The 23,860-nt window shown below is 54.0% G+C and carries 19 protein-coding genes; 15 read left to right on the forward strand and 4 right to left on the reverse strand.

What is annotated here, in order from left to right; all coding sequences use genetic code 11:
- Window positions 1-22 precede the first annotated feature (22 nt).
- Complete coding sequence (locus OEV49_10415) at window positions 23-1,396, reverse strand: sodium-dependent transporter (protein MDH3891484.1); 1,374 nt, start codon at window positions 1,394-1,396, stop codon at window positions 23-25.
- Between the two features lie 269 nt (window positions 1,397-1,665).
- On the opposite strand from OEV49_10415, the gene OEV49_10420 reads away from it, so the two are divergent.
- The 7 genes from OEV49_10420 (at window position 1,666) to OEV49_10450 (ending at window position 11,988) form a co-directional block, all read left to right on the forward strand.
- A complete protein-coding gene (locus OEV49_10420) occupies window positions 1,666-2,322 on the forward strand; it encodes an autotransporter outer membrane beta-barrel domain-containing protein (GenBank protein ID MDH3891485.1) in 657 nt (218 codons plus the stop codon).
- Window positions 2,323-2,361: 39 nt separating this feature from the next.
- Window positions 2,362-3,135 (forward strand): undecaprenyl-diphosphate phosphatase, encoded by a 774-nt coding sequence (locus OEV49_10425; GenBank protein MDH3891486.1) that lies wholly within the window; start codon window positions 2,362-2,364, stop codon window positions 3,133-3,135.
- Complete coding sequence (gene gmhB, locus OEV49_10430) at window positions 3,136-4,731, forward strand: D-glycero-beta-D-manno-heptose 1,7-bisphosphate 7-phosphatase (GenBank protein ID MDH3891487.1); 1,596 nt, start codon at window positions 3,136-3,138, stop codon at window positions 4,729-4,731.
- Entirely contained in the window at window positions 4,724-5,713 is a 990-nt protein-coding gene (gene amrS / locus OEV49_10435; protein MDH3891488.1) for an AmmeMemoRadiSam system radical SAM enzyme, read from the forward strand. Before gmhB ends, amrS begins: the two co-directional genes overlap by 8 nt.
- Before the next feature lie 128 nt (window positions 5,714-5,841).
- Window positions 5,842-8,643, forward strand: a complete 2,802-nt coding sequence (locus OEV49_10440) for a hypothetical protein (GenBank protein ID MDH3891489.1) — start codon at window positions 5,842-5,844, stop codon at window positions 8,641-8,643.
- Window positions 8,643-9,962: a PQQ-binding-like beta-propeller repeat protein gene (locus OEV49_10445; GenBank protein MDH3891490.1), complete on the forward strand. Its 1,320-nt coding sequence runs from the start codon at window positions 8,643-8,645 to the stop codon at window positions 9,960-9,962. The genes OEV49_10440 and OEV49_10445 overlap by 1 nt, the downstream gene beginning before the upstream one ends.
- A gap of 1,414 nt (window positions 9,963-11,376) precedes the next feature.
- The gene (locus OEV49_10450) at window positions 11,377-11,988 is read left to right on the forward strand and encodes a HEAT repeat domain-containing protein (GenBank protein MDH3891491.1); all 612 of its coding nucleotides are present in this window, start codon (window positions 11,377-11,379) and stop codon (window positions 11,986-11,988) included.
- A 205-nt stretch (window positions 11,989-12,193) separates the two neighbouring features.
- Here OEV49_10450 and OEV49_10455 read toward each other — a convergent pair whose 3' ends face one another.
- A complete protein-coding gene (locus tag OEV49_10455; protein ID MDH3891492.1) occupies window positions 12,194-12,556 on the reverse strand; it encodes a hypothetical protein in 363 nt (120 codons plus the stop codon).
- 299 nt (window positions 12,557-12,855) lie between these two features.
- Window positions 12,856-13,527: a class I SAM-dependent methyltransferase gene (locus tag OEV49_10460; protein MDH3891493.1), complete on the reverse strand. Its 672-nt coding sequence runs from the start codon at window positions 13,525-13,527 to the stop codon at window positions 12,856-12,858.
- Window positions 13,528-13,812: 285 nt separating this feature from the next.
- Between OEV49_10460 and OEV49_10465 the strand changes: the two genes are divergently transcribed.
- From OEV49_10465 to dcm, 5 genes are all read left to right on the forward strand, one after another.
- On the forward strand, window positions 13,813-14,241 hold the full coding sequence (locus tag OEV49_10465; protein MDH3891494.1) for an Hsp20/alpha crystallin family protein: 429 nt from the start codon (window positions 13,813-13,815) through the stop codon (window positions 14,239-14,241).
- A 94-nt stretch (window positions 14,242-14,335) separates the two neighbouring features.
- The gene (gene dnaK, locus OEV49_10470) at window positions 14,336-16,246 is read left to right on the forward strand and encodes a molecular chaperone DnaK (protein ID MDH3891495.1); all 1,911 of its coding nucleotides are present in this window, start codon (window positions 14,336-14,338) and stop codon (window positions 16,244-16,246) included.
- Window positions 16,247-16,559: 313 nt separating this feature from the next.
- A complete protein-coding gene (locus OEV49_10475; protein MDH3891496.1) occupies window positions 16,560-17,522 on the forward strand; it encodes a J domain-containing protein in 963 nt (320 codons plus the stop codon).
- Between the two features lie 78 nt (window positions 17,523-17,600).
- Window positions 17,601-18,752, forward strand: a complete 1,152-nt coding sequence (locus OEV49_10480) for a hypothetical protein (protein MDH3891497.1) — start codon at window positions 17,601-17,603, stop codon at window positions 18,750-18,752.
- A 35-nt stretch (window positions 18,753-18,787) separates the two neighbouring features.
- Complete coding sequence (gene dcm / locus OEV49_10485) at window positions 18,788-19,864, forward strand: DNA (cytosine-5-)-methyltransferase (protein ID MDH3891498.1); 1,077 nt, start codon at window positions 18,788-18,790, stop codon at window positions 19,862-19,864.
- Between the two features lie 54 nt (window positions 19,865-19,918).
- Here dcm and OEV49_10490 read toward each other — a convergent pair whose 3' ends face one another.
- The gene (locus OEV49_10490; GenBank protein ID MDH3891499.1) at window positions 19,919-20,509 is read right to left on the reverse strand and encodes a hypothetical protein; all 591 of its coding nucleotides are present in this window, start codon (window positions 20,507-20,509) and stop codon (window positions 19,919-19,921) included.
- A gap of 653 nt (window positions 20,510-21,162) precedes the next feature.
- Here OEV49_10490 and OEV49_10495 point away from each other — a divergent pair.
- From OEV49_10495 to OEV49_10505, 3 genes are read left to right on the forward strand one after another with little or no spacing between them, the layout of a single operon-like run.
- Window positions 21,163-22,212: a hydroxymethylglutaryl-CoA synthase gene (locus OEV49_10495; protein ID MDH3891500.1), complete on the forward strand. Its 1,050-nt coding sequence runs from the start codon at window positions 21,163-21,165 to the stop codon at window positions 22,210-22,212.
- 15 nt (window positions 22,213-22,227) lie between these two features.
- Window positions 22,228-23,388, forward strand: coding sequence for a thiolase domain-containing protein (locus OEV49_10500; GenBank protein MDH3891501.1), 1,161 nt, complete (start codon window positions 22,228-22,230; stop codon window positions 23,386-23,388).
- The gene (locus OEV49_10505) at window positions 23,388-23,789 is read left to right on the forward strand and encodes a Zn-ribbon domain-containing OB-fold protein (GenBank protein MDH3891502.1); all 402 of its coding nucleotides are present in this window, start codon (window positions 23,388-23,390) and stop codon (window positions 23,787-23,789) included. The genes OEV49_10500 and OEV49_10505 overlap by 1 nt, the downstream gene beginning before the upstream one ends.
- Window positions 23,790-23,860 lie beyond the last annotated feature (71 nt).

The following is a 23,860-nucleotide window of genomic DNA, read 5'->3' on the forward strand; positions in this document are numbered from 1 at the left end:
ACCCTGCTGAAATCGTTGTGTCTCAGTTACCGTAGTCCATAAACGGCAGCAACTCCAATCCATGCAGGATGACGACGAATACCGCTATGGGGGTAATGTATTTCAAGAAAAATCTAAGACCCATGTACAGAGTTCCACGCGAACCGAATTCGTCGGCGCGGTCGGCATCTTTCATCACGTAGGCGACAAACAGACAAGTCAAGAAGCCGCCGATCGGCAGCATGTAATTGGTCGTTAACACGTCGAAGAAGTCAAACCACCCACGGCCGTCGGTGAAGGGTACGGTCCAGGACGACATGGCCGAGCAGACGCCGACCAGCCAGATCGATGCACCCATCACCAGGGTGGCCGAGATACGGCTCCACTTGCGCTCATCGACAAAGTAGGACACCACTACCTCCAGCAAACTGATACCCGATGTGACGGCGGCAAAAGTTAACAGTACGAAGAACGGTACCGAAATCCATGGGCCGATATCTGCAAATAGGACCGGCAGGGTTTTGAAGATCAACCCGACACTCTGACCGGGTTCCATGCCGTAATGAAAGACCATGGAGAAAATGGCCACGCCGGCCACCAGCGCCACCAGGGTGTCAAGGAGCGACACCGCGATGGCGTCACGAGTGAGACTTGTACCCCGCTTCATGTAGCTGCCATAGGTGATCATACAACCCATGCCCAGCGACAGCGTGAAGAAAGCATGCCCCAGGGCAGAGAGCACACCCTCGGCGGTCAGTTTTGAAAAGTCCGGTTTGAACAGGAAGTTTAGCGCCTGCATGCCACCGTTGGTGAAGAATAGGCCATAGAACATCAGTCCCAGCAAAATGGCAAAGAGGGTGGGCATCAGTATTTTGGACCAGCGTTCGATACCCCGCTTGACGCCACCGATTACGATGCCGACGCACATCAGCATGAAGAGTGAATGCCAGAAGATAGATTGTCCCGGACTGGTAACGAGGGTTCCGAACTCGGCTTGAATCTGTTCCGACGTTCCCGCGAAGCCGCCAATGGCCTTGAAAATATAAGCCAATGCCCAACCGGCCACGATTGAGTAGAACGACAATATCAAAAACCCGGAGGCGACGCCGAGCCAGCCGGTGGCTTGCCAGACACTACCTGTCTTGTGCAACCTTTGGAAAGCTCCTACCGGATTCTCCTGAGTGCGCCGACCGACGATCAATTCGGCCACCATCAACGGCAGGCCGACGATTACTACACAAATCAAGTAGACCAGCACAAAAGCGCCACCGCCGTAGTCGCCGGTGATATAGGGGAACTTCCAGATATTCCCGAGGCCGATAGCTGACCCGGTGGCGGCCAGGATGAACCCGAGGTGGCCGGTCCAATTGCCGCGTTTGCTGCTGGTGGTCGGTTGGAACTTGAGCGTGTCGGACATAGCTTGCACTCTCCAGTCTGTTATGTGCCTCGTAAACCTGAATCAACAAACTCAGGCAGGCTGGAATAATCTGATTGCATCACGAAAGGAGGCAACCGGAATCTCTCTTCCCGTTTAGCTAGATGGCAAGGAAGAGAAGGCGCGCAAACCTGTCAACAATTTTCAGAACCGGTTGGGCTTTTTTGTTGACGCTTAAGGGGTATTGATCTACGATGGCAAGGATAAAAACTTTGGCAGTTTCGCAAAAATACGATATCCATGAGGAGAAAATGAAAAAAGCAGTAGTCTTGGTAACAGTCTTAGTGTTGTCGGCAGGGATGGTTAAGGGCGATTCTTTTGATGCTATCGGTTCAGCCTTCGGCACACTGAGCACGGCGCAGGTTGTTGGACAGGGGAAAGGTTCATTGGGGATGGGTGTTGGCGCGGCCGACATGAATTCATTTTTCGGTTTCTTTGCTTACGGAATGTCGCCCTCGACAGAAGGACGACTGAAACTGGGTGTTGCCGATGAAAGTAATGTCGACGCGAAAGTGACTTTTGGACTGGATTTCCATTACCAGATGATGGACGCCGACGTCACCAGGCAAGACCCGCTCGATCTGGCGGTGGGTGGGTTTATGGAGTATGTCGATTTCGACGGTCTGAGTGTTTTTCAGATCGGCGCCGACTTGATTGGATCACATCCGTTCGATCTAAGCAACAACACCACCTTGACGCCGTATGGTCGCTTCAATGTTCGACTGGAGCGCTACAAGGTTGAAGTCAACGTCCTCGGTCAAAAGGTGTCCTCATCTGAGTCCGAACTCAAGTTCGGGTTGAGCCTCGGTACCGGATGGGACATGACACCGAATTTCGGATTGTTCGGTGAATTCCAGTTTGACGGTAACGATGGCTTGTTTGTTGGATTACGGTACCGTGTCTTGTAGGGTGCCCAGGCGGCGTGTGGATAGATTCGATCATCCGGCATGACCTGGCTTGACGCTGCCATCCTCGGACTGTTGCAGGGGCTGACCGAATTCCTGCCGGTGTCGTCGTCGGGGCACCTCGTGTTGGCGCAGGCCTTGTTGGGGGTTAAGCAACCGGGCATGTCGTTCGAGATACTCGTTCATGTAGGTTCCCTGGTGGCCGTACTGATCTACTTTCGGGTCCGCCTCTTCAAACTTGTAGTCTCATTGTTCAATCCCAGTCTGGTGGCTGATCGCAGGGTAGTTTGGTATTTGATAGTGGCCACCATTCCAGCCGGTGTCCTTGGTGTTCTGTTCGAGGATTTTTTTGCCGAGGCATTCTCCCAACCTGTCTTCGCCGGCTGGATGTTGATCGTCACCGCTATCATACTCATGTCAACGCGCTGGGCAACACGGCGGGCGAGGGACCTTACCTGGCATCCGGCTCTTATAATGGGTGTGGCCCAGGCCCTGGCCATCTTGCCCGGTATATCGAGATCGGGAAGCACAATTTCCGCCGGGCTCCATGCCGGGATAAAGCCGGCCGAGGCAGCCGAGTTTTCTTTCCTGCTGGCCATTCCGGCCATTGGTGGCGCGACCCTGCTAAAGCTTGGTCAGCTTTTTAGCGTGCGCGTTGAACTGCTTGGGCAGTATATGCTTGGGGCAAGTATATCGTTTGTTACTTCACTTGTTGCCGTATACCTTGTGTTGGCCGTACTTCGGCGCGGCAAGTTTGAGTATTTCGCCTATTATTGTTTTGTGGCCGGGGGGGTCGGGTTGTATCTTTTCCTCTAGATGAAGAAGAGGATCTTAGTCATTCGATTCGGTTCGCTGGGGGACGTGCTGCTTACTTCGGCCGCGGTGGCCAATCTGCGTATCAGTTTCCCGGACCATGAAATCACATACCTGACCAAAGAGCGGTTTGCGCCGGTTGTCCAACGGTTCGGTACCGTCGATAAGGTCCTGTCTATTTCAGACCCTGTGAGCACGACCGAGTTCTACCGGTGTCTCCGCGAGTTTTCAAAGGTACGCTATGAAAAGGTAATTGACCTGCACGGCAATCTTCGCTCGATAGCCACGCGAATGATGCTCAAGGCCGGGCTTAAAGTCAGCTATCCCAAACGTCGGGGCGAACGGTGGCTGATGACACGTCGCACCAAGAAGATACCCAGACATTATCCTCACACCATCGATCTTTACAACAGCGCCGTGAGTAGCTCAGGCGGGTCCCTCTTTTGTCGTCGGCCGCAGCTCAAAATGTCGTCGCATGAACAGATCTCAGCCCTGCTGAGCGGCATAAGTCACCAGGGACCGATCATCGCTGTCGCTCCCGGCGCCGCTCACCCGACTAAGCAATGGCCGATCGAGCGCTTCGCCGAGGTGGCAACCACGCTGTATCGAACACGGGCTGCATCAATCATCTGGATTGGAACGGAGCACGAACGAGCCTGGCCTGAATTGAAATCTCTTTTCGAACCGGAGCGCTTTGTTGAGTGCATCAACCAGCCCATCGCACAACTGGCCGATGTAATCGCACAAGCTAACATTACAGTCTCCAACGATTCCGGCCTGGCGCATCTTTCATCGGCGGTGGGAACGCCGGTGGTGGCGGTCTTTGGACCCACCCACCAGGCGCTGGGTTTCGCCGGGCGAGGTTTGCGCGACTGTGTGGTCGAGGTAGACGAACACTGCCGACCCTGCTCCCGCCACGGTCGCACACCTTGCTATCGTGAAAGACGTTTCTGTCTCGAACGCATCACACCGGCCATGGTAAGCAAACAAACCGCGAACATTCTCGATGACTCTGCCGGTATTGGTAGAGCCTGCTTTGTCGATCGCGACGGGACGGTTATAACAGACAAGCACTTTCTCAGTGATCCCGATCAGATTGAGTTTATCGATAGTTCTGTCCAGGCGTTGAAAGAGGTTCAAGGTCTTGGTTTCAAAGTCGTGATCATCTCCAACCAATCGGGCGTCGCGCGCGGGTTGTTCGATGTTGTGGACGTTGAGCGGATGAACGCACGTCTGGTGCAGATGCTCGCTGAACAGGGCGTCAAGGTGGACGCTGTTTACTATTGTCCTCATCTGGCCGATGGCAAGGTGGACGAATACGCCATATCATGCAACTGTCGCAAACCGGCGCCCGGAATGCTCGAAGAGGCTGCTTCGCAATTGGGAATCGATCTGAGGCGCTCGTATGCCGTTGGCGACAAACTGGACGATCTCTTCCTTGGCTTTACGACTGCTGTGACCCCACTGCTGGTCCGTACCGGTAAAGGGGCAAAAGAGGAACAACGGTTGAGCGATTTCTGTTTTGGAGATGATATCAAAGTGGTCGACAACCTGCTTGCCGCCGTGAAATCCATTGAGGAAGACAGTCGCCATGCATAAAGAAGCGGCCTTTTACCAGCCGTTGCCGAACAACCAAGTACAGTGCGAGTTGTGTCCGGCCGAATGCAAGTTGGATGAGGGAAAGGTAGGAATCTGCGGCTGCCGTTTTAACAAACAGGGCAAACTGTTTACCGACAACTACGGTCAGGCGGTCACACTGGGGGTAGACCCCATCGAGAAAAAACCGCTCTACCATTTTTATCCGGGCACGGATATCTTGTCGACCGGGGCCAACGGCTGTAACCTGGGATGCCTGCATTGTCAGAATTGGAGTATCTCCCAAACAAAAACCCAGACCGAATACGTCGCCCCGGAAACGCTGGTTGAGGTGGCCCAGCGGCATGATTCAACCGGTGTGGCTTTCACCTACACCGAACCGATGATTTGGTATGAGTACATTATGGACGCAGCGCCCCTCTTGCACCAGGCTGACTTGAAGGTGGTCCTGGTCACCAACGGGTACATCATGCCCCAACCGCTGGCCACATTGGTCGAGTATATCGATGCCGCCAATGTCGACCTCAAAGGGATGCGACCGGAATTCTATGCGAAGATTTGCAAGGGTAAGCTTGAGCCGGTGCTGCAAACAATTGAAACATTGGCGGCCTCCGACGTTCATCTTGAAGTGACCAACCTGCTCATTCCCGGCAAGAACGATTCGGATGAGGATATTGCCGGACTGGTCGACTTCGTGGCATCGCTCTCAGTGGACATCCCACTACACCTGTCGGCCTATCATCCGCAGTACAAACTGAATGTGAACGCCACCCCTGCCGATACCATGTTAAGGGCGCGGGCACTGGCGCAAGAGAAACTCAACCACGTGTTCCTGGGCAACATAGCCTCGGACGAAGGCTCCGACAGCACCTGTGCCGGCTGTGGTCACACCTTGATCCGACGCCTTGGATACCGAACTGAGGTGGTCGGTATAAACGGTGCCGTCTGTGCCGAATGCGGCAGGGCAACTACAATCGTAAGGTGATATGATGTTCTTTGGCGTTAACAACAAGCCCAAACCAGCGGTGAACATTATGAACCATGACTGCGTCTTTACAGGTGTTTGCTCAGGTAGATAAAATGACATACCGATTTTCACATAACTGTGCCACCATGAGATCACTCCATTGGGGGAGGTTGTGTCAGGGCGCGCTGATTTTGATGGCGCTGTCGTTGATTTTCGTGGCCGGGGAGGTTCGGGGTCAGTTTTACTTCGGGAAGAATAAAGTCCAGTACGCCACTTTCGATTGGCAGGTGATGACCACCGAACACTTTCGGATTTATTTTTATGCCGAGGAAGAACCGCTGGCCAAGACGGCCGGTTTGCTGGCCGAATCATCCTACCGCAGGCTGGCCACAAAATTCAATCACGAAATAGCCAAGCCGATACCGCTTATTGTTTATTCTTCGCCCACTTATTTCTCGCAGACCAATGTTCTTCCGGGGTTGTTACCTGAGTCGGTGGCCGGATTCACGGAGTTCATGAAAGGGCGCGTGGTGGTGCCTTTCAATGGTTCCTACGGTGACTTCGCCCATGTTATTCGTCACGAGATGGTTCACGTTTTCATGATCGACCGGCTTCGCGTTGCTCTGGATCGCAGGCCACGGACACGGCATTATTATCCGCCCTTATGGTTTACCGAAGGACTGGCCGAATACTGGTCGACCAATTGGCAGACCCGGGCCGACATGGTGGTCAAGGACATGGTGCTGACGGAGAAGCTGTTCTCAATCGATGAACTGTACCAAATACGCGGTACTTTCTATATGTACAAGTTGGGTGAATCGATTCTTCACTTTATCGACTCCGCCTACGGCTCGGATAAGATCGGCCGCCTGTTCGACAATTGGCACAAGGGTGAAGACTTCAACGATGTGGTGGCAATTACACTTGGCGATGATCTCAACAAGCTCTCTGAAAAATGGGAATACTCTTTGAAGAAGAAGTATTTTCCCGAGTTCGGTCGGTTGGGCCTGCCGAAGATGGAATCGCAGCGGCTCACTTTTGATGCTTTCTCTGAGAAGGGCGTACCAATCCGATGGGATGACGGCAACGGCGAGCGCGACTGGATTGTCTACAAGGCTTATCGCATGGGCTACTCAGGTATCTACATGCGTCCGGCCGGAGACAAGAAGGCCAAGGCCACAACCTTGCTCAAGGGTGAACGGTCAGCCGACTATGAATCGCTGCATCTTCTCCGTTCGGGAATCGACGCCAACGATTCAGGCATAGTCGTTTTCTCATCCAAGTCCAAGGACGCCGATGTCGTGTATATCTATGACTTGAATGAGGGGCGTGTCACGCAACGCTACGAGTTTGATGAACTGATTGAGGCCCGGTCGCCTCGGTTGTCGCCTGATGGTCGGCGCCTCGTGTTTTCGGGTGTGCGCAAGGCCGGTTTTACCAATTTATACTTGCTGCAATTGAGCAGCGGCGAATACCGGGCGTTGACCGATGACGACTACCATGATGCCGATCCGGTTTTCACCAGCGACGGGCAACGGATTGTGTTCGTGTCCGATCGCGGTTCCTACGGTATTGAAGGTGCCCAGAATCTCTTTGAATTGGATCCGTCGACATCCGAGGTACGGCAGTTGACATTTGGCGACTACGATGATCAAGCTCCGGAGTGCGCCGACTGGGGCGTGTACTTCTCGTCGAATCGCACCGGAACCTACAACCTGTTCTTGCTGGACAGCATCGGCGGGTTGACGCAGCAATCGACTTATGTCACCGGCGCTTTTGATCCCAGGCTGACGCGGGATGGTCGCAAACTCACTTACACCGGCTACCAGGACATGGGTTATCGTATCTACGAAATGGACATTCCCGAGAAACCTCAGGATGTGCCTCAGCCTTTGGCTCTTGAGCATTCCACCTGGAAACCGCCGCAGATCGACAGTAAGTACAGCCGCGCGACGGTAAAGTACAACACCGATTACTCATTCGACATCGCCCAATCGAATGTCGGCTATGATCCGGTCTATGGGTCCCTGGGCGGCTTCCAGGCGGCTATGTCCGATGTTCTGGGGAACCATGCCTATTATTTTCTGCTGACCAACACGGCAACCACTCGGCATGAACTACTTCAATCGTTTAATGTCGGCGTTACCTACATCAACAAAGAGCGACGACTCAACTGGGGTCTCGGAGCATACCATCTCTACGATGAGTATTTCAATGATTTCGATCAGTTTTACTTCGAACGACAGGCGGGCGCTATTGCGTTGTTGAGCTACCCGATCTCAATGTTCCATCGCGTCGATCTGACGACGCTGGCGCGCTACTCAAAACGTGAGAGCCGGTTCAGGTTCAACGAACGCGAAGTGTTTCTGGCCACACACTACCTCAGTTGGGTTTTCGACAACTCGCTGTGGGATATATCCGGCCCCATCGAAGGCCGACGTTATAATTTTACGCTGGGAGTGACATCGTCGCTGGACCGGATGACCAATTTTAGTCGCACTGCCCTGGCCGACATTCGCCACTACTTCAGACTGGGCAGGTACTCAGCTCTGGCCAACCGGATGTTCGCTTACACCTCGGCCGGTAAGGAACCGCAACGGATATATTTGGGCGGTAGCTGGTCATTCCGAGGGTATGATCGCAACGCCTTTTACAACCGTAACGTCCTGTTCGCATCGACAGAATTGCGCTTTCCGCTGATCGACGTATTGCATGTCGGTTTCCCGATCGGCGGACTCGGTTTTCGAGGCATACGAGGGGCTTTGTTGTTTGATGTCGGGTCGGCCTGGGATGATGATTTTGATCAGTTTGTGGGATCATTTGGCGCTGGTTTCCGTGTGGCCCTCGGTTATGTTGTCCTGCTGCGTTTTGACTTCACGCGCCGAACCGATTTTGAGACCATTAGCGCCAACACCGACTTTGACTTCTTCTTCGGATGGAATTTCTGATGAACTCACGTTTTTGCATAATTCTTCTGGCGGTTTTGCTCCTGTCTGTTACCGGTTGTTCCCGACGTTTTCATTTGACCGAAGAACAGATGGCGGTTGAATCTGTCTGGCCGTTTCATAGAGGCGCCCTTCGGGGACAGGGTTTTTCCGAGGGGGCCGGATTCAACGGAGAGTTGAACGTCATTTGGGAACGGGGCAGCAGCGAAAAGCCGGCCGGTCCGCTCACGCTCAGTCACGGCGTTTTGATTGTACCCGGGTCGAAGCGAAAAATCCGCTTTTACGACGCCATGGGCGGCGATTACCTGGGCCATTGGCAGGCCAAACGGGCGGCTCAGACGGGGTTGGCGCTGGTCGATTCGCTGGCCTATTTCGGCACCGCGCCGCCGGTGGAGCGGCTGGATTGCATCGACCTGACTCGCCGTGACCGGATTTGGCGGAGACGCCTTAAGGATGCCGCGGCGGGGACGATAATATTAAATGACCGCCTGATTGCGGCCTCCAGCGACGGCCTGTTAAGGGCATACAATGCATATAACGGCGACTTGCTGTGGAGCCTCAAAGTTGAAGGTCGCCTGGTCGCCGGTCCGACCAGCGACGGTGATCGAATATATCAGCCGGTGGCCAACGGAATCCTGCTGGCCGTGGCGGCCAAGGACGGTCGCGAGTTGTTTCGCGTCGATTTGGCGCAACCATTGGCTGCGTCCGTTGCCATTGCTGATCTGGTCTATGTCACCTCCGTCCACGGTGATCTGTTTGCCGTGAGTCCGGACGACGGCCACGTGGTGTGGCAGGTATCCCTCGGCGGGGAGGCCTGGACCGCTCCGGCGGTAGCCGAAGGTCGCCTTTTTGTCGGCCTCAGCAGTGGCGCTCTGGTGGCTCTGGATGCACAAACCGGGCAGGAGCTCTGGCGCCATGTCACGGTCGAGGTGGTGAAAGCTTCGGCCACGGTGGTTGGAAAGTTCGTGGTGGTCGGCACAATGGGCGGCAACTTGTTTTGTCTGAATGTCGCTGACGGCACCATCACGGCTCAGCGACAGCTTAAAGGCGCCGTGGCCGTGCCGCCGATCAGCGACGGGTCGCGAATACTGGTCGCGACAGAGCAAGGAGAGATAGCTTGTTTTGGGGAAGCACATGAAGAAGTCAGCCGGCTCGATCAACAAATCGATACTGGATCACGATATGAACGAAGCGGCCCATTCCCTGGTACGGGAGTTGGCCATGGCCGCACGCAAGGTTTCTATCTACGGTACCCATCACCCGATGGCCCGCAAAGCGCTGGAAAAACCGTTTCTCGATTGCGAACGAATCTGTCGCTCTAAGCGCTACGTCAATTTCAATCTCTCAAGGGGTGATCTGCACATCCTCAACATCCGTCTGAAAGACAGCGTGTTCGTGCAGGAAATAACCCGCCTTATGCAGAGTCTGGAAGTTGAGGCCTTGCTCTTTGAACGAAGAATGAGCATGGAAGACTTCAGTCGTTTTATGGATCGGTTCGTCAATCGTCGGGATCAATCTGACCCCGGAAACCAGTTGAACAACCTCCTGCGTGAACATCAAATCGACACTATCGAAGTAAACTCCGAGCGCGGCTTCACGATTTTCGAAAATAACAAACAATATCGAGGCGACGTGCAGGCGGATTACACGGTCCAGAGCCTGATTATGCAACGACTGGGGAGCAGTACGTCTCTGTTGGCTCAGTTGGAGACGACCGGACAGTCTGCGCTGGACGACCACGGAATAGATTTTGACATCGACCTCGTTCGTTATCTCTTGCCGGAGAAAGTGGCTTCACTGGACTTTAGCGACATTCGAGCGCATCTGTCTCAATTGTCTGCCGAGATGCTTACCGAGCAGGATACTGCCCAAAAATGCCACCTGGAAAAAGATTACCAGGCGGCCATGCGACTCACCGGCTACCATCCGGATCGGACCAAGATTCTGGAGGGTCTGGATGACTTCAGCGCTTCACAATCGGAGGAGGATGGATCGTCGGCTCAAGACATGGCGCCGTTCAAGGCGATACGATTGGAGGTCGGGGAGGCCATAGATCAGTTGGTTGTGCGACTTCTGTATGAGGACGGTGAATCGCCGGATTCCAAGGAGTTCTCAAACAGTTTCTCGCGTTTGCTAAAAACCGGCCAGCGAGGCAAGGCGATTCAGGTTGTCGGCCAGTTGATGGATATGCTGGAGGCGCCGCAACCGAAACACCGACAGAACGCTTTGGCCATGATGGAAGGTGCACTGGAAGCCCTTGACATTGTTTCCGACACGTCGGTCTGTGATGCTGTTGTCGGTCGGGTGATCGAGCGATTGGAAAAGAAGTGTGAGACGTATGAATTCTCAGAGGTTATCTGGCGACTGATTGAGAAAGGGATGACTTCGCGCAGATACGATATGGTCGCACGATTGACGGAATCGATGGCAACCCGACGTCGATTCGCGGACACGGTTACAATCTACGACTCCATGGCTGTCAAACAGGCTTTCTCAAATATAAATCGTCCCGAAGTCATCAGCGCCCTGGTCGATGACCTGATAACGGGCGATCATGAAACAGCCGTCTCGATTCAGGAAGTACTGGTGGCGGTGGCAACCGAAGAAGTGGCTCTGGCTCTGGCCAATATAATTTCGCACCCGGTGCGCCAGATACGTCAACAAACATTGAAGATACTGGCCGAATTGGGAAAGTCGTCCCTGAAAGTCTTTGCGCGTATCATGGCCGATGATCTTATGTTCGAACGTCAATCGGATCGCCATGAGTTACCGGATGCTCGATGGTACGTGATTCGCAACACCGTTTTTGTCCTCGGGTCGCTGAAAGACCCGGAGGGTGTGGCAGCACTACGCCTACGCATCAACGATAATGATATCCGGGTGCGCCGGGAAATCGTCCGTTCACTCGAAAAGATAGGCGGCGATGATGCCTGCGATCTTTTAATCGTCATGGCCGATGACCGCGATCAGGAAATCAGTGAAAGCTCGGTTATAGCGGCCGGCATTATTGGACGGCCCGATTCGGCGCCGTTGTTTATCGATGTCGCGCGGCGGCATCCGCTGTTATCGGCACGCTGTGTCTTTGCTCTTGGAAAGATGGGTGGCTCCGATGCCACGGCCTATCTGATCAAGCTGTTAGGCTGCGACGATGAGTTGTCGCGAATTGTCGGCCAGGGTGTTTCCAAAGACGACATCAGGCTGGCCGTGATCAAGGCGCTGGGGAGTATCGGAGGTGAGGACGCCATCAATTCGATTCAGGAATACCGGGACGGCATGTCGCGCACACATAAACTGTTTTCCAAAAACTCTCCGATCAACAAAGCGATCCAGGAGTTGCTGGAGCCATAGCGGCAAGGCGACAAGTCGTTTCCACGCGCTTCGCGGCCATAAATGGCTTTTTGCGCTACGCGGCCATAAATGGCTTTTGCGCTTCGCGGCCATAAATGGCTTTTGCGCTTCGCGCGTCTTCTCTGTCATCCCGGACTTGATCCGGGATCTAGTTCCGAATTCGAAGACTGGATTCTGGCCTTCGCCAGAATGACAAGTTGTGGTTTCATGCTTCGACTCCGCTCAGCATGAGGTTGTTGTGAGCGGCACTCAACAACGGCGCGCGAAGCGCGAGAGACAGGCTTGCCTGTGCTTCGACTCCGCTCAGCATGAGGTTGTTGTGAGCGGCACTCAACAACGGCGCGCGAAGCGCGAGAGACAGGCTTGCCTGTGCTTCGACTCCGCTCAGCATGAGGCTGTTGTGAGTGGCACTCAACAACGGCGCGCGAAGCGCGAGAGACAGGCTTGCCTGTGCTTCGACTCCGCTCAGCATGAGGCTGTTGTGAGTGGCACTCAACAACGGCGCGCGAAGCGCGAGAGACAGGCTTGCCCGTGCTTCAACTCCGCTCAGCATGAGGTGATGAGTCACTCTTGATACTCCTGGAGTGTCTCTCAAGTTCTTCGTGGGTGCTGTACGTCCTCGTGTGCCACGTTGAAAAACCATCTCAAGTAGGTCGGAACCCCTGGTCCGAAGGACCGTCCTGAGCGTAGTCGAAGGGCGGGCTTCTCGAATCTGTCATTCCTGCGTAGGCAGGAATCCATCTTCTCGTACTTTTATGATCGTGTGGGTCTTCGTGGCCGAGTCCGAAGATTCGTCCACCACAAGCTTACGTCATCTTGATGACCTTGATCGCAGTCGAAGGGTGAGAGGTTAGACTCTGTGTTCACTCACACCCTAATCTCACAAAACAAACTCGACTCGTCCACTTCGTAGAGCTTCACTCCCGCATCGAGCCCTGAGGTCAGGACTCGGAATTGATCGGGGGAGACTGTCGTCGCCCGGAATCCATCCTTACACACGATCACCCCGTCGCCGGTGGCATCGTGGTCGATCTCTCCAAGCAGCCCGGCCTTTGCCTGCACCTCGAACCATTCCAGCCGATGTTCCCAAAAGCGCTCGGCATAGGTAGAGAACAACGCCACTCCACCCGGCCTGGTGATTCGAACAGCCTCTTGCATGAGTGCTCTTTGGTCAACGTGGAAGGCCGAGATACCGTTTTGGATGCAAACGACGACATCGAAACTGGCGGTGGCCAGGGCCGTGTCGACCGCGTCCATCTGAGCCAGTTGCAAATTGGATTGTTGTTCCAGCAATTCACGCGCCGTTGACAAACTGCCCCGCGATGTGTCGATGCCCAGGCAGTGGGTTGCTTTCTCGGCCAGGCGATTGAGCACTCGTCCATAGCCGCACCCGAGTTCCAGGACCGTGGATTGAGAACCGATAGAGCCCAGCACATGCTCGACTTCGGCCTTTAGATATTGCACGACTCTTGGTGGCGCCATGTCGTAACATCGCCTGAGCCGGTCGGCGGACAGTTTTTCATCGTAGTAGCCGGGCATGTTCTCATAATGTAGCTGACGGACAATTCACGCAAGCACTCAGTTTTTATGGCTCAGGCTCTTATCACAAACCATCTGTCGATTAGGCAGTGCGGCCTCAGAACTGGCAGACAACTCCCGCCAGAACGGCATTCGGCGCGCGTCATTATGGCAGGTTTTTGTGGCGTCGGGTTTGAGCTAAAACATTAACGTGTTAACAGATGGGCATTTATGCCTGTTGGCACGCGGCTTGCATATACAATGGGCAGCGACAAAAGAAAAAAGCAAACTGAAAGGAGATTCAAAATGACGTACTTAGTAGCTCACAACCGGATGGCCAGAGAGATGGATCGGGTATTTGGCTCACTGTTTGGCAGCCAGGCTCACACCTCAACTGAAGCCGACGAGTTCACGCCGAGGGTCAATATCGTCGAGACTGAGAACGATGTCTCGCTAACCTTTGAAGTTCCCGGTCTCGAAAAGGGTGACATCAAAGTCACCGTTACTGATGGTGTCCTCACCGTCACAGGTGAACGCAAGTCCGAATCCACCGAGGACGGCCAGAGCATTGTCCGCAACGAATTCAGCTTCGGCAAGTTCAGCCGCTCGTTCACCCTGCCGGACAACTACGATGCCGGAAAAGTCGCAGCCGACTACAAGAACGGCTTGCTGGAAGTAACGCTTCCGCGCAAGGAGGAGACCAAGCCGAAAGAGATCGAAGTCAAGGTAGGTTGAACCGCACAGCCGGTATGACTGAACGAAGTGACAAGAATCAGAAGGCCGGCTCGTTCGAGTCGGCCTTCTGTGCGAAAGGAATAAAGGTAATGTTATGTCGAGAATAATCGGAATCGATCTTGGGACCACCAACAGTGTGGTATCCGTTATCGAAGCAAACGAACCGACTGTAATCGCCAACTCAGAGGGTGGTCGCACGACCCCGTCGGTGGTTGCGATAAATAGTAACGGCGAACGACTGGTCGGCACGGTGGCCAAGCGTCAGGCAGTGACCAATCCGCTGAACACAGTGTTTTCTATCAAGCGCTTTCTCGGGCGACGATTCGACGAAGTGCGCGAAGAGATCAAGAACTACCCATACAAAGTGAAAGCCAACGGCAAAGGCGAACCGGTCGTGGAAATGGGCGGCAGCGACCATGCCCCAAGCGAGATTTCGGCCATGGTTCTGTCCAAGATGAAAAAAACGGCCGAGGAGTATCTTGGCCACGCCGTCAAAGAAGCTGTGATTACGGTTCCGGCCTACTTCAATGACAGCCAGCGTCAAGCGACCAAAGACGCCGGGCGGATCGCCGGACTGGATGTCAAACGAATCATCAACGAACCAACCGCGGCCGCCCTGGCTTACGGTATGGACAAGAAGAAGAAAGGCAAAGTGGCTGTCTACGATCTCGGTGGCGGGACTTTTGATATCTCCATCCTTGAACTTCAAGAGGGAGTTTTCGAGGTTCTATCTACAAACGGTGACACCCATCTCGGCGGCGATGATTTCGATAAGCATATCATCGACTGGCTGGTTGACGAGTTCAAGAAGTCCGACGGTATCGACCTGTCCAAGGACCCGACGGCGCTCCAGCGTCTGAAAGAAACGGCCGAAAAAGCCAAGATCGAACTGAGCTCAACAGTGCAGACGACTATCAATCTGCCGTTCGTGACCGCCGACGCTTCCGGTCCGAAGCACTTGAACATCATGCTGTCCCGGGCCAAATACGAACAGTTGGTGGATGATCTCTTGCAGCGGTCGATGAAACCGGTCGCACAGGCGTTGACCGACGCCAATCTCAAGATCAACCAAATCGATGACGTAATTCTGGTCGGCGGTATGACGCGGATGCCAAAGGTACGCGAGTTGGTCAAAGAGTTCTTCGGTGTCGAACCGAACCGTTCCGTTAACCCGGACGAAGTGGTGGCCCTGGGCGCCGCTATTCAGGGCGGCGTGCTCTCAGGCGATGTCAAGAGCGTCCTGCTGCTCGATATTACCCCGTTGTCGCTGGGTATCGAGACTCTTGGCGGCGTGATGACTCGACTGATCGAACGCAACTCTACTATCCCGACCAAAAAGGCGCAGGTTTTTTCGACCGCGGCGGACAACCAGCCGCAGGTTGATATCCATGTCCTTCAGGGTGAGCGTGAAATGTCGGTAGATAACAAATCTATCGGGCGGTTTGCGCTGGCCGGAATACCACCGGCGCCGCGCGGCATGCCGCAGATTGAGGTGACGTTCGATATCGATGCCAACGGAATTCTCAATGTTTCGGCCAGGGACCTCGCCACCGGTCAGGAACAGAACGTCCGTATCGAGGCATCCTCCGGCCTGTCCGAGGCGGACATTGACAAGATGATTGATGACGCCAAGGCGCATGAGGCCGATGACAAGGAAAAGAAACGCCATGTAGAAACCCGCAACCAGGCCGACCAGGCTGTCTTCCAGAGCGAGAAACAGCTCAAGGAGTATGGTGACAAACTTTCCGATGACAACAAGGGAAAACTTCAAGCGGCTACCGACCGGGTTAAACAGGCGTTAGAGTCGAACAATAACGCCGAGATAGCATCCTCGTCCGAAGCATTGAACCAGTTGTGGCAGCAGGCGTCGGCTGAGATGTATCAACAGGCGCAGCCGGGACCGTCGGCAGAAACATCGCAGGCAGGTGACAACGGCGCATCCGGTACCTCTGGCTCCGATGAGAACATTGTCGATGCTGAGTTCGAGGAGGTGAAGCACACATAAATGTGTCTTTGGCGCTTCGCGCGCCCGTTAACAGACGGGTGGCTCACGACTGGCGGCAAGGAGCGGATGAAGACCCATGCTGCTCACAGATTGGTGGGCCACCCTGCCTCATGGTGAGCGGAGTCGAACCATGAACCGTCGCTTGACCGAAGGACGTTGAACCGGTACACTGCTAACGAACTTGTAGGGCGGGTCCGTCTTCGCCTGCGCGCCGCGGCGTGAACCCGCCGATAGAAAGACCCGGCTTGACCGGGTGGCAGGTCTGAAGACAGACCTGCCCTACGAGGAGTGACAAAAGGATTGTGATGAATCTGTGAGCAAGGATTTCTACGACATACTCGGCGTGAACGACTCGGCCTCGGCCGATGAGATCAAAAAGCAGTTCCGCAAACTGGCCATGAAATACCACCCCGATCGTAACCATGGCGACAAAGCGGCCGAAGACAAGTTCAAGACGATCTCCGAAGCATACGAGACGCTCTCCGATCCGAAGAAGAAACAAGAGTACGACACCATGCGCAAGTATGGTGCTTTCACCGGCGCTGGTGCCGGCGGTGGGGGACAGGCGGACTTTTCACAGTTCTTTCGGCAGGGTGGTCCGCGGGGCGGCGGTTTTCAGACCTTTCGTTCCGGTGGTCTTGATGGCCTGGACGGATTTGAGGATATTCTGAACTCGCTGTTCGGTGGTGGGGGAGGTGGAAGTGCCGAGTTCAGTTTTTCCACCGGCGGACGACCGAAGAGAGGGCGTGGCCGCCAACAAAGACAACAAAACCAGCAAGGCGTACCGAACCTTGAAGCATCGGTGGCGATTGGATTCATGGAAGCGGTGCAGGGCACCACGCGTGAATTAACGCTTCAGCCAATCGGCCGCAAGCTCAAAGTCAAGATACCGGCCGGGATCAATAACGGCGGTAAGATTCGTCTGCGTGGTCAGGGGCAGCCCGATCCATACACAGGACAAAACAGCGACCTCATAATAACGGTGAATGTCATGCCGGATAAAGATTTCGAACGCAAGGGAAACGATGTATACACTAAAGTGAAAGTGTCGTTCAAAGATGCTATCCTTGGCACCACAGTTGGCGTTAAGACATTGACAAAGAGAGTATCCTTGACACTCAGACCGGGTACCCAGCCGGGGACACTGATGCGATTGAAAGGTCTCGGCCTCGCAGTCGGCAACAAGACCGGCGACTGCTATGTTCGCATCGACGTCGAGATACCTGAGACAATCACGGACGAGCAGAGGAAGGTTCTTGAAGAGTGGGAGGGGTAAGTATGTGATACTGGTGCTCGAATGACGCTATGAAAAGGACTTGAATAGTGTTATATTGGGAAGTGAGAAAGGACTGTAATGAGTGACTTAACAGAAGACTTGATTCAAGGGCAGGTAGGTAATGAACCACTTATGGCCTATCCTTGGAAACCACATGCAGATAGGCTGATATTATGGGCGAAGGGGAAGAGTGAAACACATTGTGCATTCGCGTTTGACTTTCTCATGAGCCTGGCCTATGTCGACACCATTTCTGATATTCAGAGGCATTTCAAGGTTTATGAAGGTTTGCCTGCACCCTATTCGATGCACTTTGGGTTCATAAACCTGTGTGCACCCCTGTTCATAGAGAAAGGTGCATGGTTCTATCAGAAAGCAGCAAAACCACAGTCGGGCGCAATTGGTAAATTGACAAGCGAAATTGTCCTGCGATTCATTGAATTGGTCTTTCCTAATCTCACTAGAGTTAGGGCAGTTGGGGGCGTTGGAAGCGCAGATGCTGTACTGAGGCATGCCGATGGCCGGACGATTCTATGTGAAGTAAAAGCTTCCCCTCTTACAACATTTCCATTTCTACTCTCCAGCCCCACAAGGCAATCTGATGCGACTCCCAACAAGCTCACACGAACACAGATTCAAGACCTCGATAGTGCTCTCTATATGCATTGTCAAGAACTCATCCCGTTGGGAAGACCGAAGGATGATCTTTGGCCATTTTGTTCTGCTGTCAACTTCATCGTGGAGGAATGCAACAGAAGTAAAGTCGATCTCTTTGTTGAGACCTGGCAACAGATACGAGAAGCCTATATCAAAAGAGATCGAGGCTCCAAGTATTATTATGTTGCCAACGCATCCGGACATCCACCAAAGAATGCAAAGGAGGATTTTGACTGGCCAGCTCGAGAGTCTGTAAGTGATTCCAAGACAAGTGCTGGCATGGATCGGACGGACGACATCAAGAAAGGAATATACCAAACTTTCAAGCTGAGCGTAGATGCTAATCGCCGGTTTGCCAAATATGGTATTAAAACGGCATTGATCTCCAATCTTCCGGCGTACCGGCACGGCGAGGACTATGTCGAACCATTCTACGACATATATTGGGGATATGAAGCTTCGTTTGTAAAAGAGAAATCTGGACATTATAAGTGTCAGGAAGATGATTTGAAGCGCCCCTTTGATTATATTATTGCCCTAGAGGATGCTTTCCTCAGAAACGACCTTGTATGATCCATAATCACATCACACGGCAATATAGTGGAGTTGTGCTTGAGCGTATCAAGCATCTGGCTCCGGGTGGGAAGATGGGGGACTTACCAGAACATCTTCAACACGAGAGCTTCATACGGACAGGTTCCAAGAAGACCGGTGGTCCTAACATGCGATTACTGCGCCTCGAAATGGACAAGCCAAGTCTCACAGTCACGGCATATGTCTTTAACAAGTTTGTTCATCCAGTCGAGGATCGATACATAACGCCCAGGGAGGCTGCGTGTCTTCAAGACTTTCCAGATGATTGGGTCTTCGTTGGCAGTCTAGGTGAAGTTCACCATCAGATAGGAAACGCGGTTCCTGTCAATCTTGCAGAGGCATTGGCTCGTTCGGTTGCACAGTTCTTGGAAGGGAGAGGAATTGTCGGTGATGTTGCGATCGCTTCCTACTTTTGTGGAGCTGGGGGACTTGACCTTGGTTTCGAACGCGTATCTTCTGGCTTAGTAAGATTCAGGACAGAGTTTGCCACGGATATTGACAAGGCCTGCGGGAATACAATCGAAGTCAACCGCCCTAGTTGGAATTTCTTTCTCGGTGATATTACTAAATTCTCAGGAGAAGCGGTCCTAGATCACATGGGAGGCAACCCAGTCGTGGTTATTGGTGGACCACCTTGTCAGCCTTTCAGTGTGGCTGGGAAACAGAAGGCAACAACCGATCCGTTGGGACAGCTTTATCGAGATTATATCGAGCACGTCTCCATTCTGAATCCGGAAGTAGTAATCTTGGAAAATGTGTATGGGTTGAGACAGGTGAAAAGCTCCAACGTTCTTCTGGAGATAAACTCGGCTTTCGCTGGAATCGGGTACCAAGTGAAGCATCTGGAGTTACTAGCGGCAGACTATGGCACGCCTCAAATGCGACGAAGGCTGATATTCGTGGCGACAAGAGGCACGAATGATTTTGTGTTTCCAACACCGACCCATTCTGCTGAGGCAAACATCTTTGGAAATACTGTTTATGCCGGCGCCGGATCATCTTTTGCTCACCTACCCGAGGCTACTAGTATTGACAGTCTGCCAGCTCGGAAGATGTCGCTACCACTTGTTCATCTACGCTCCCTAGCCTGAGCTTTTCTCGAGAATAACTAATATGCACCAGCGTTTTAGCACGCGGACCTTAGCCTACGGCCCCGCCTCACTCGTCTCTAACTCCCCTTTGACAAGCGCTTTGAAGTGTTGGATGCAGCTGGAAAATAAGCCTTCGGCGAGAAAACGGGGAAGACCGTTCGCGCTGATCGATAACTCGAAAAGGACAATCTCGGAACCGCCATCGAAATATGAAACCATCACGGTCGGTATGAAACGGGTATCATCATCAATGTAAAACGTCGGCAGTAGAGACCCATCGAACGCAGTCACAGAATCAACGGGTGTGATTGTTAACATGCCGCCATAGTGTTCGCGAATGGCAGCGGTGTCGGCAGTGACCACAGAATCAAAAGCGTTCGTACCCAAAGTGAAGATCGTTACGCCGACCAGAGCACCAGCGTCTTTGTACTCATCCGTCTCTGCAATAAATGCAAAGGAGTAGCCATCATCGTTGGCCTCTTCTGTGATCAATTTCATATTCGGCGGCGGGTTAAAGACATAGGCCAGGTTGACACCTTCGAAGAACGCCGTGTTGCTGTCGAGCGTGAAGTGTTGATCGGCGTATGCCGGTCCTGACGCAACGAACAAGAAAACCAGAATTGCCCAGATCAGTCTCATTCTCATAGTATCGGCATCTCCGAGCAGGTGGTTCACAGTCGCTGATCCCGTAGGGCGTCCGCCGTGGCGGATTAGCGGTTCCGCCATCGGGTTGCGGCAGAACCAGAAGCGGTTCTGCCCTACGAGATAAGGACTCATGCTTCGACTGCGCTCAGCATGACACGTGTCAACTCTGCGTTTTCAATTGGGCTGCGGCGGAGCTTGTCTCCGCCGCCCACAGGTGCACCAGACAGCGAGTAGGGGCAGACAGGGACGTCTACTGGCCACGGTACGCCCTCTAAAGCCTTGCGACAGGTGGGTTCCGCTGTGGACGCCGATGATCCCACCCGACGCAAAGCCTCTGCGTGGGGTACCGGTGATAAATCACTTTTTGCCCTTAGCGCTATGCGACTTCTGCGTGGGGTGGCCGTCTCAAACCTTGTTTGGGGCGGATATCGAAAACCACCCCCAAACCGGATTTGAGGGTGCCAGCCGTGCCTGGAAAGGGAGGTCGATCAAGTCTGGTTCGGTGCGTATTCGTTGTAGACGACAGGCCAAAAAGTTGGATCGAATACTTGATGCCGCCGGTATTTGTAATTATCATACCGGCCCTTGACGGGAGCCTCGATGAGGCTGGATGAAAAACAAGATGAGTTAACAATAGAGAAACGAGGTTTCGTATGGCAGGAATTGTCGGCTACGGCGCCCATGTACCCCGACACCGGATCAAGGTCGAAGAGATCGCCAAGGTGTGGGGAGCGGACGCCCCCAGCTACAAGAAAGGTCTGATGCTGCGGGAGAAATCGGTCCCGCCGCCGGACATGGACACAATCACACTTTCGGTTGAGGCAACGCGCCGCGCTCTGATTCGCGCGCAGAATGTCGACCCGAAAGATATCGGTGCCATCTATATCGGCTCGGAATCGCATCCGTATGCGGTCAAGCCGTCAGGCACCACGGTGGCCGAGGCGATTGGCGCAACACCGGACATTCATTGCGCCGATTTTGAGTTTGCCTGCAAAGCGGGCTCGGAAGCCATGTTCGTGGCCATGAGTCACGTCGATGCCGGGCACATGGATTACGCTCTTGGTATCGCGGCAGATACGTCGCAGGGTGCGCCGTCGGACGCGCTTGAGTTTTCAGCTGCCGCAGGTGCGGCCGCCTTCATTATGGGTAAAGAAAACTTGATCGCTGAATGTGTCGACACGCATTCATACATGACCGACATGCCGGATTTTTGGCGGCGTGAACATGAGTTCTACCCGCAGCACGCCGGACGGTTCACCGGTGAGGAAGCATACTTTGCAACTACCAAGGGTGCATCGAATGCGTTGTTGAAAAAGTCGGGCATGAAACCGGCCGATTTCAAGTACGCGATCTTCCATCAGCCGAACGGTAAGTTCCCACAGCGCGTCTCCCGCGAACTCGGGTTTACGCAGGAACAGATCGATCCGGGTTGGCTTGCGCCTCGGTTGGGCAACACCTACTCGGGTGCATCGCCGATAGGGCTGTCGGCCACGCTTGACGTATCCGATCCGGGCGACATGATTTTCATGTGTTCTTACGGTTCCGGCGCCGGTGCGGATTCTTTCATTTGGAAAGTGACCGACCGCATCAACGAAGTGCGCGATCTGACCGTGCGCACGCACAAACTGTTGGATGAAAACGTGACTTATATCGACTACGGCACCTACGCCAAGTTCCGTCACAAAATCAAAAAGAACTATTAAGGAGGTGATTCTACGATGAGAGATGTTTGTATCGTCGGCGCCGGCATGAGTAAGTGGGGAGAAGTATGGCGTCGTTCGTTTAGGCAGTTGTTTGTTGACGCTGCCACCGCTGCGATCAAGGACTCCGGCGTGGATCACCTTGATTCGCTTTATGTCGGATGTATGTCCGGCGGCTTGTTCGCGCAGCAGGAGCATGTTGGCGCTATCTGCGCCGACTATCTCGGCATGGCCGGACTTCCCGCGATGCGGGTCGAGTCGGCTTGTGCATCGGGTGGTATGGCATTGCGTGCGGCCTTTATCGAAGTCGGTTCCGGTGTGTCCGATATCGTCATGGCTTCCGGTCTTGAGAAAATGACCGACGTTGACGGCGACGGCGCCACGGCTGCCCTGGCCGGCGCCGCCGATCAGGAGTACGAAGTGTTCCACGGCGCGACATTCCCCGGTCTGTATGCTATGATGGCGCACGCCCACATGGCCAAGTACGGCACGACCAGTGAAATGATGGCCGCCGTTGCGGTGAAGAACCATCACAACGGTGCAATGAATCCGGTCGCGCAGTATCCGTTTGAGATTACTGTCGAAGGCGTGTTGAACTCCGTTATGGTGGCCGATCCGCTGCACATTCTGGATTGTTCACCGATCACCGACGGTGCCGCGGCCGCTATAGTGACCACCGAAGAGATCGCCAAGAAGCTCGGCAAGCCATACGTCAAGATCATCGGGTCCGGTGTCGCTACCGACACAATTGCGTTGGCCCAGCGTGATGACATGACCACGATCAAGGCCGCCACGATCGCAGCCGACCGGGCGTTCAAGATGGCCGGTAAGAAACTCTCCGACGTACAGTTTACCGAAGTGCACGACTGTTTCACGATTTCCGAGTTGGTCATTCTCGAATCACTCGGTTTGTATGAACCGGGCAAAGCGGGTCCGGCGACTCTGGCCGGCGAGACGGCGCTGGACGGCAAGTTCCCGGTTAACTCATCCGGTGGACTCAAGTGCAAGGGGCATCCGGTAGGTGCTACCGGTGTGGCTCAGGCTATCGAGGTTTTCAAACAGTTGACCGGACAAGCCGAAGGTGGGCGACAGATCCCCGGCTCGCCCAAGGTCGGAATGACTCACAACATGGGCGGCTCCGGCGCGTCTTCCGTTGTTCACATCATGGAGGTGGCGTAATGACTATGTTTAGCTCGCGCAGTTGGCGGGAGTTCCCGCAGCGCTACCGTCTGGAAGCGTCGAAATTCAAAAAGAGCGGCAAGACGTATTATCCGCCGCGCGATGTCGAGCCGGTAACGGGTGACACCGAACAGGAAATCGTTCGGCTGCCCGACATCGGCAAGGTTGTTACCTACACGGTCATTCGCATTGCGCCGGGGCAGTGGGGCGATGAAGGGCCCTACGCGCTGGCCATTGTCGAACTGACCGATGGTACGCGCTTGATGGCACAGATGACTGACTGCAATGTCGACGAAGTCAAGATCGGCATGGAGGTGCGGATGGAGTTCCGTCGCATCCAAGCCGAGGGCAGCGCCGGTGTTTTGAGTTACGGCCACAAAGCCGTCCCGAAGTGGTTTTGATTTAGTGTCACCCCGGCGAAGGCCGGGGTCCATCTTTTCTTGTAGGGTGGGTCCGTTTTCGGACCCGCCGT

This window comes from Candidatus Zixiibacteriota bacterium (genome assembly GCA_029860345.1).
GTDB lineage: Bacteria > Zixibacteria > MSB-5A5 > GN15 > FEB-12 > JAJRTA01.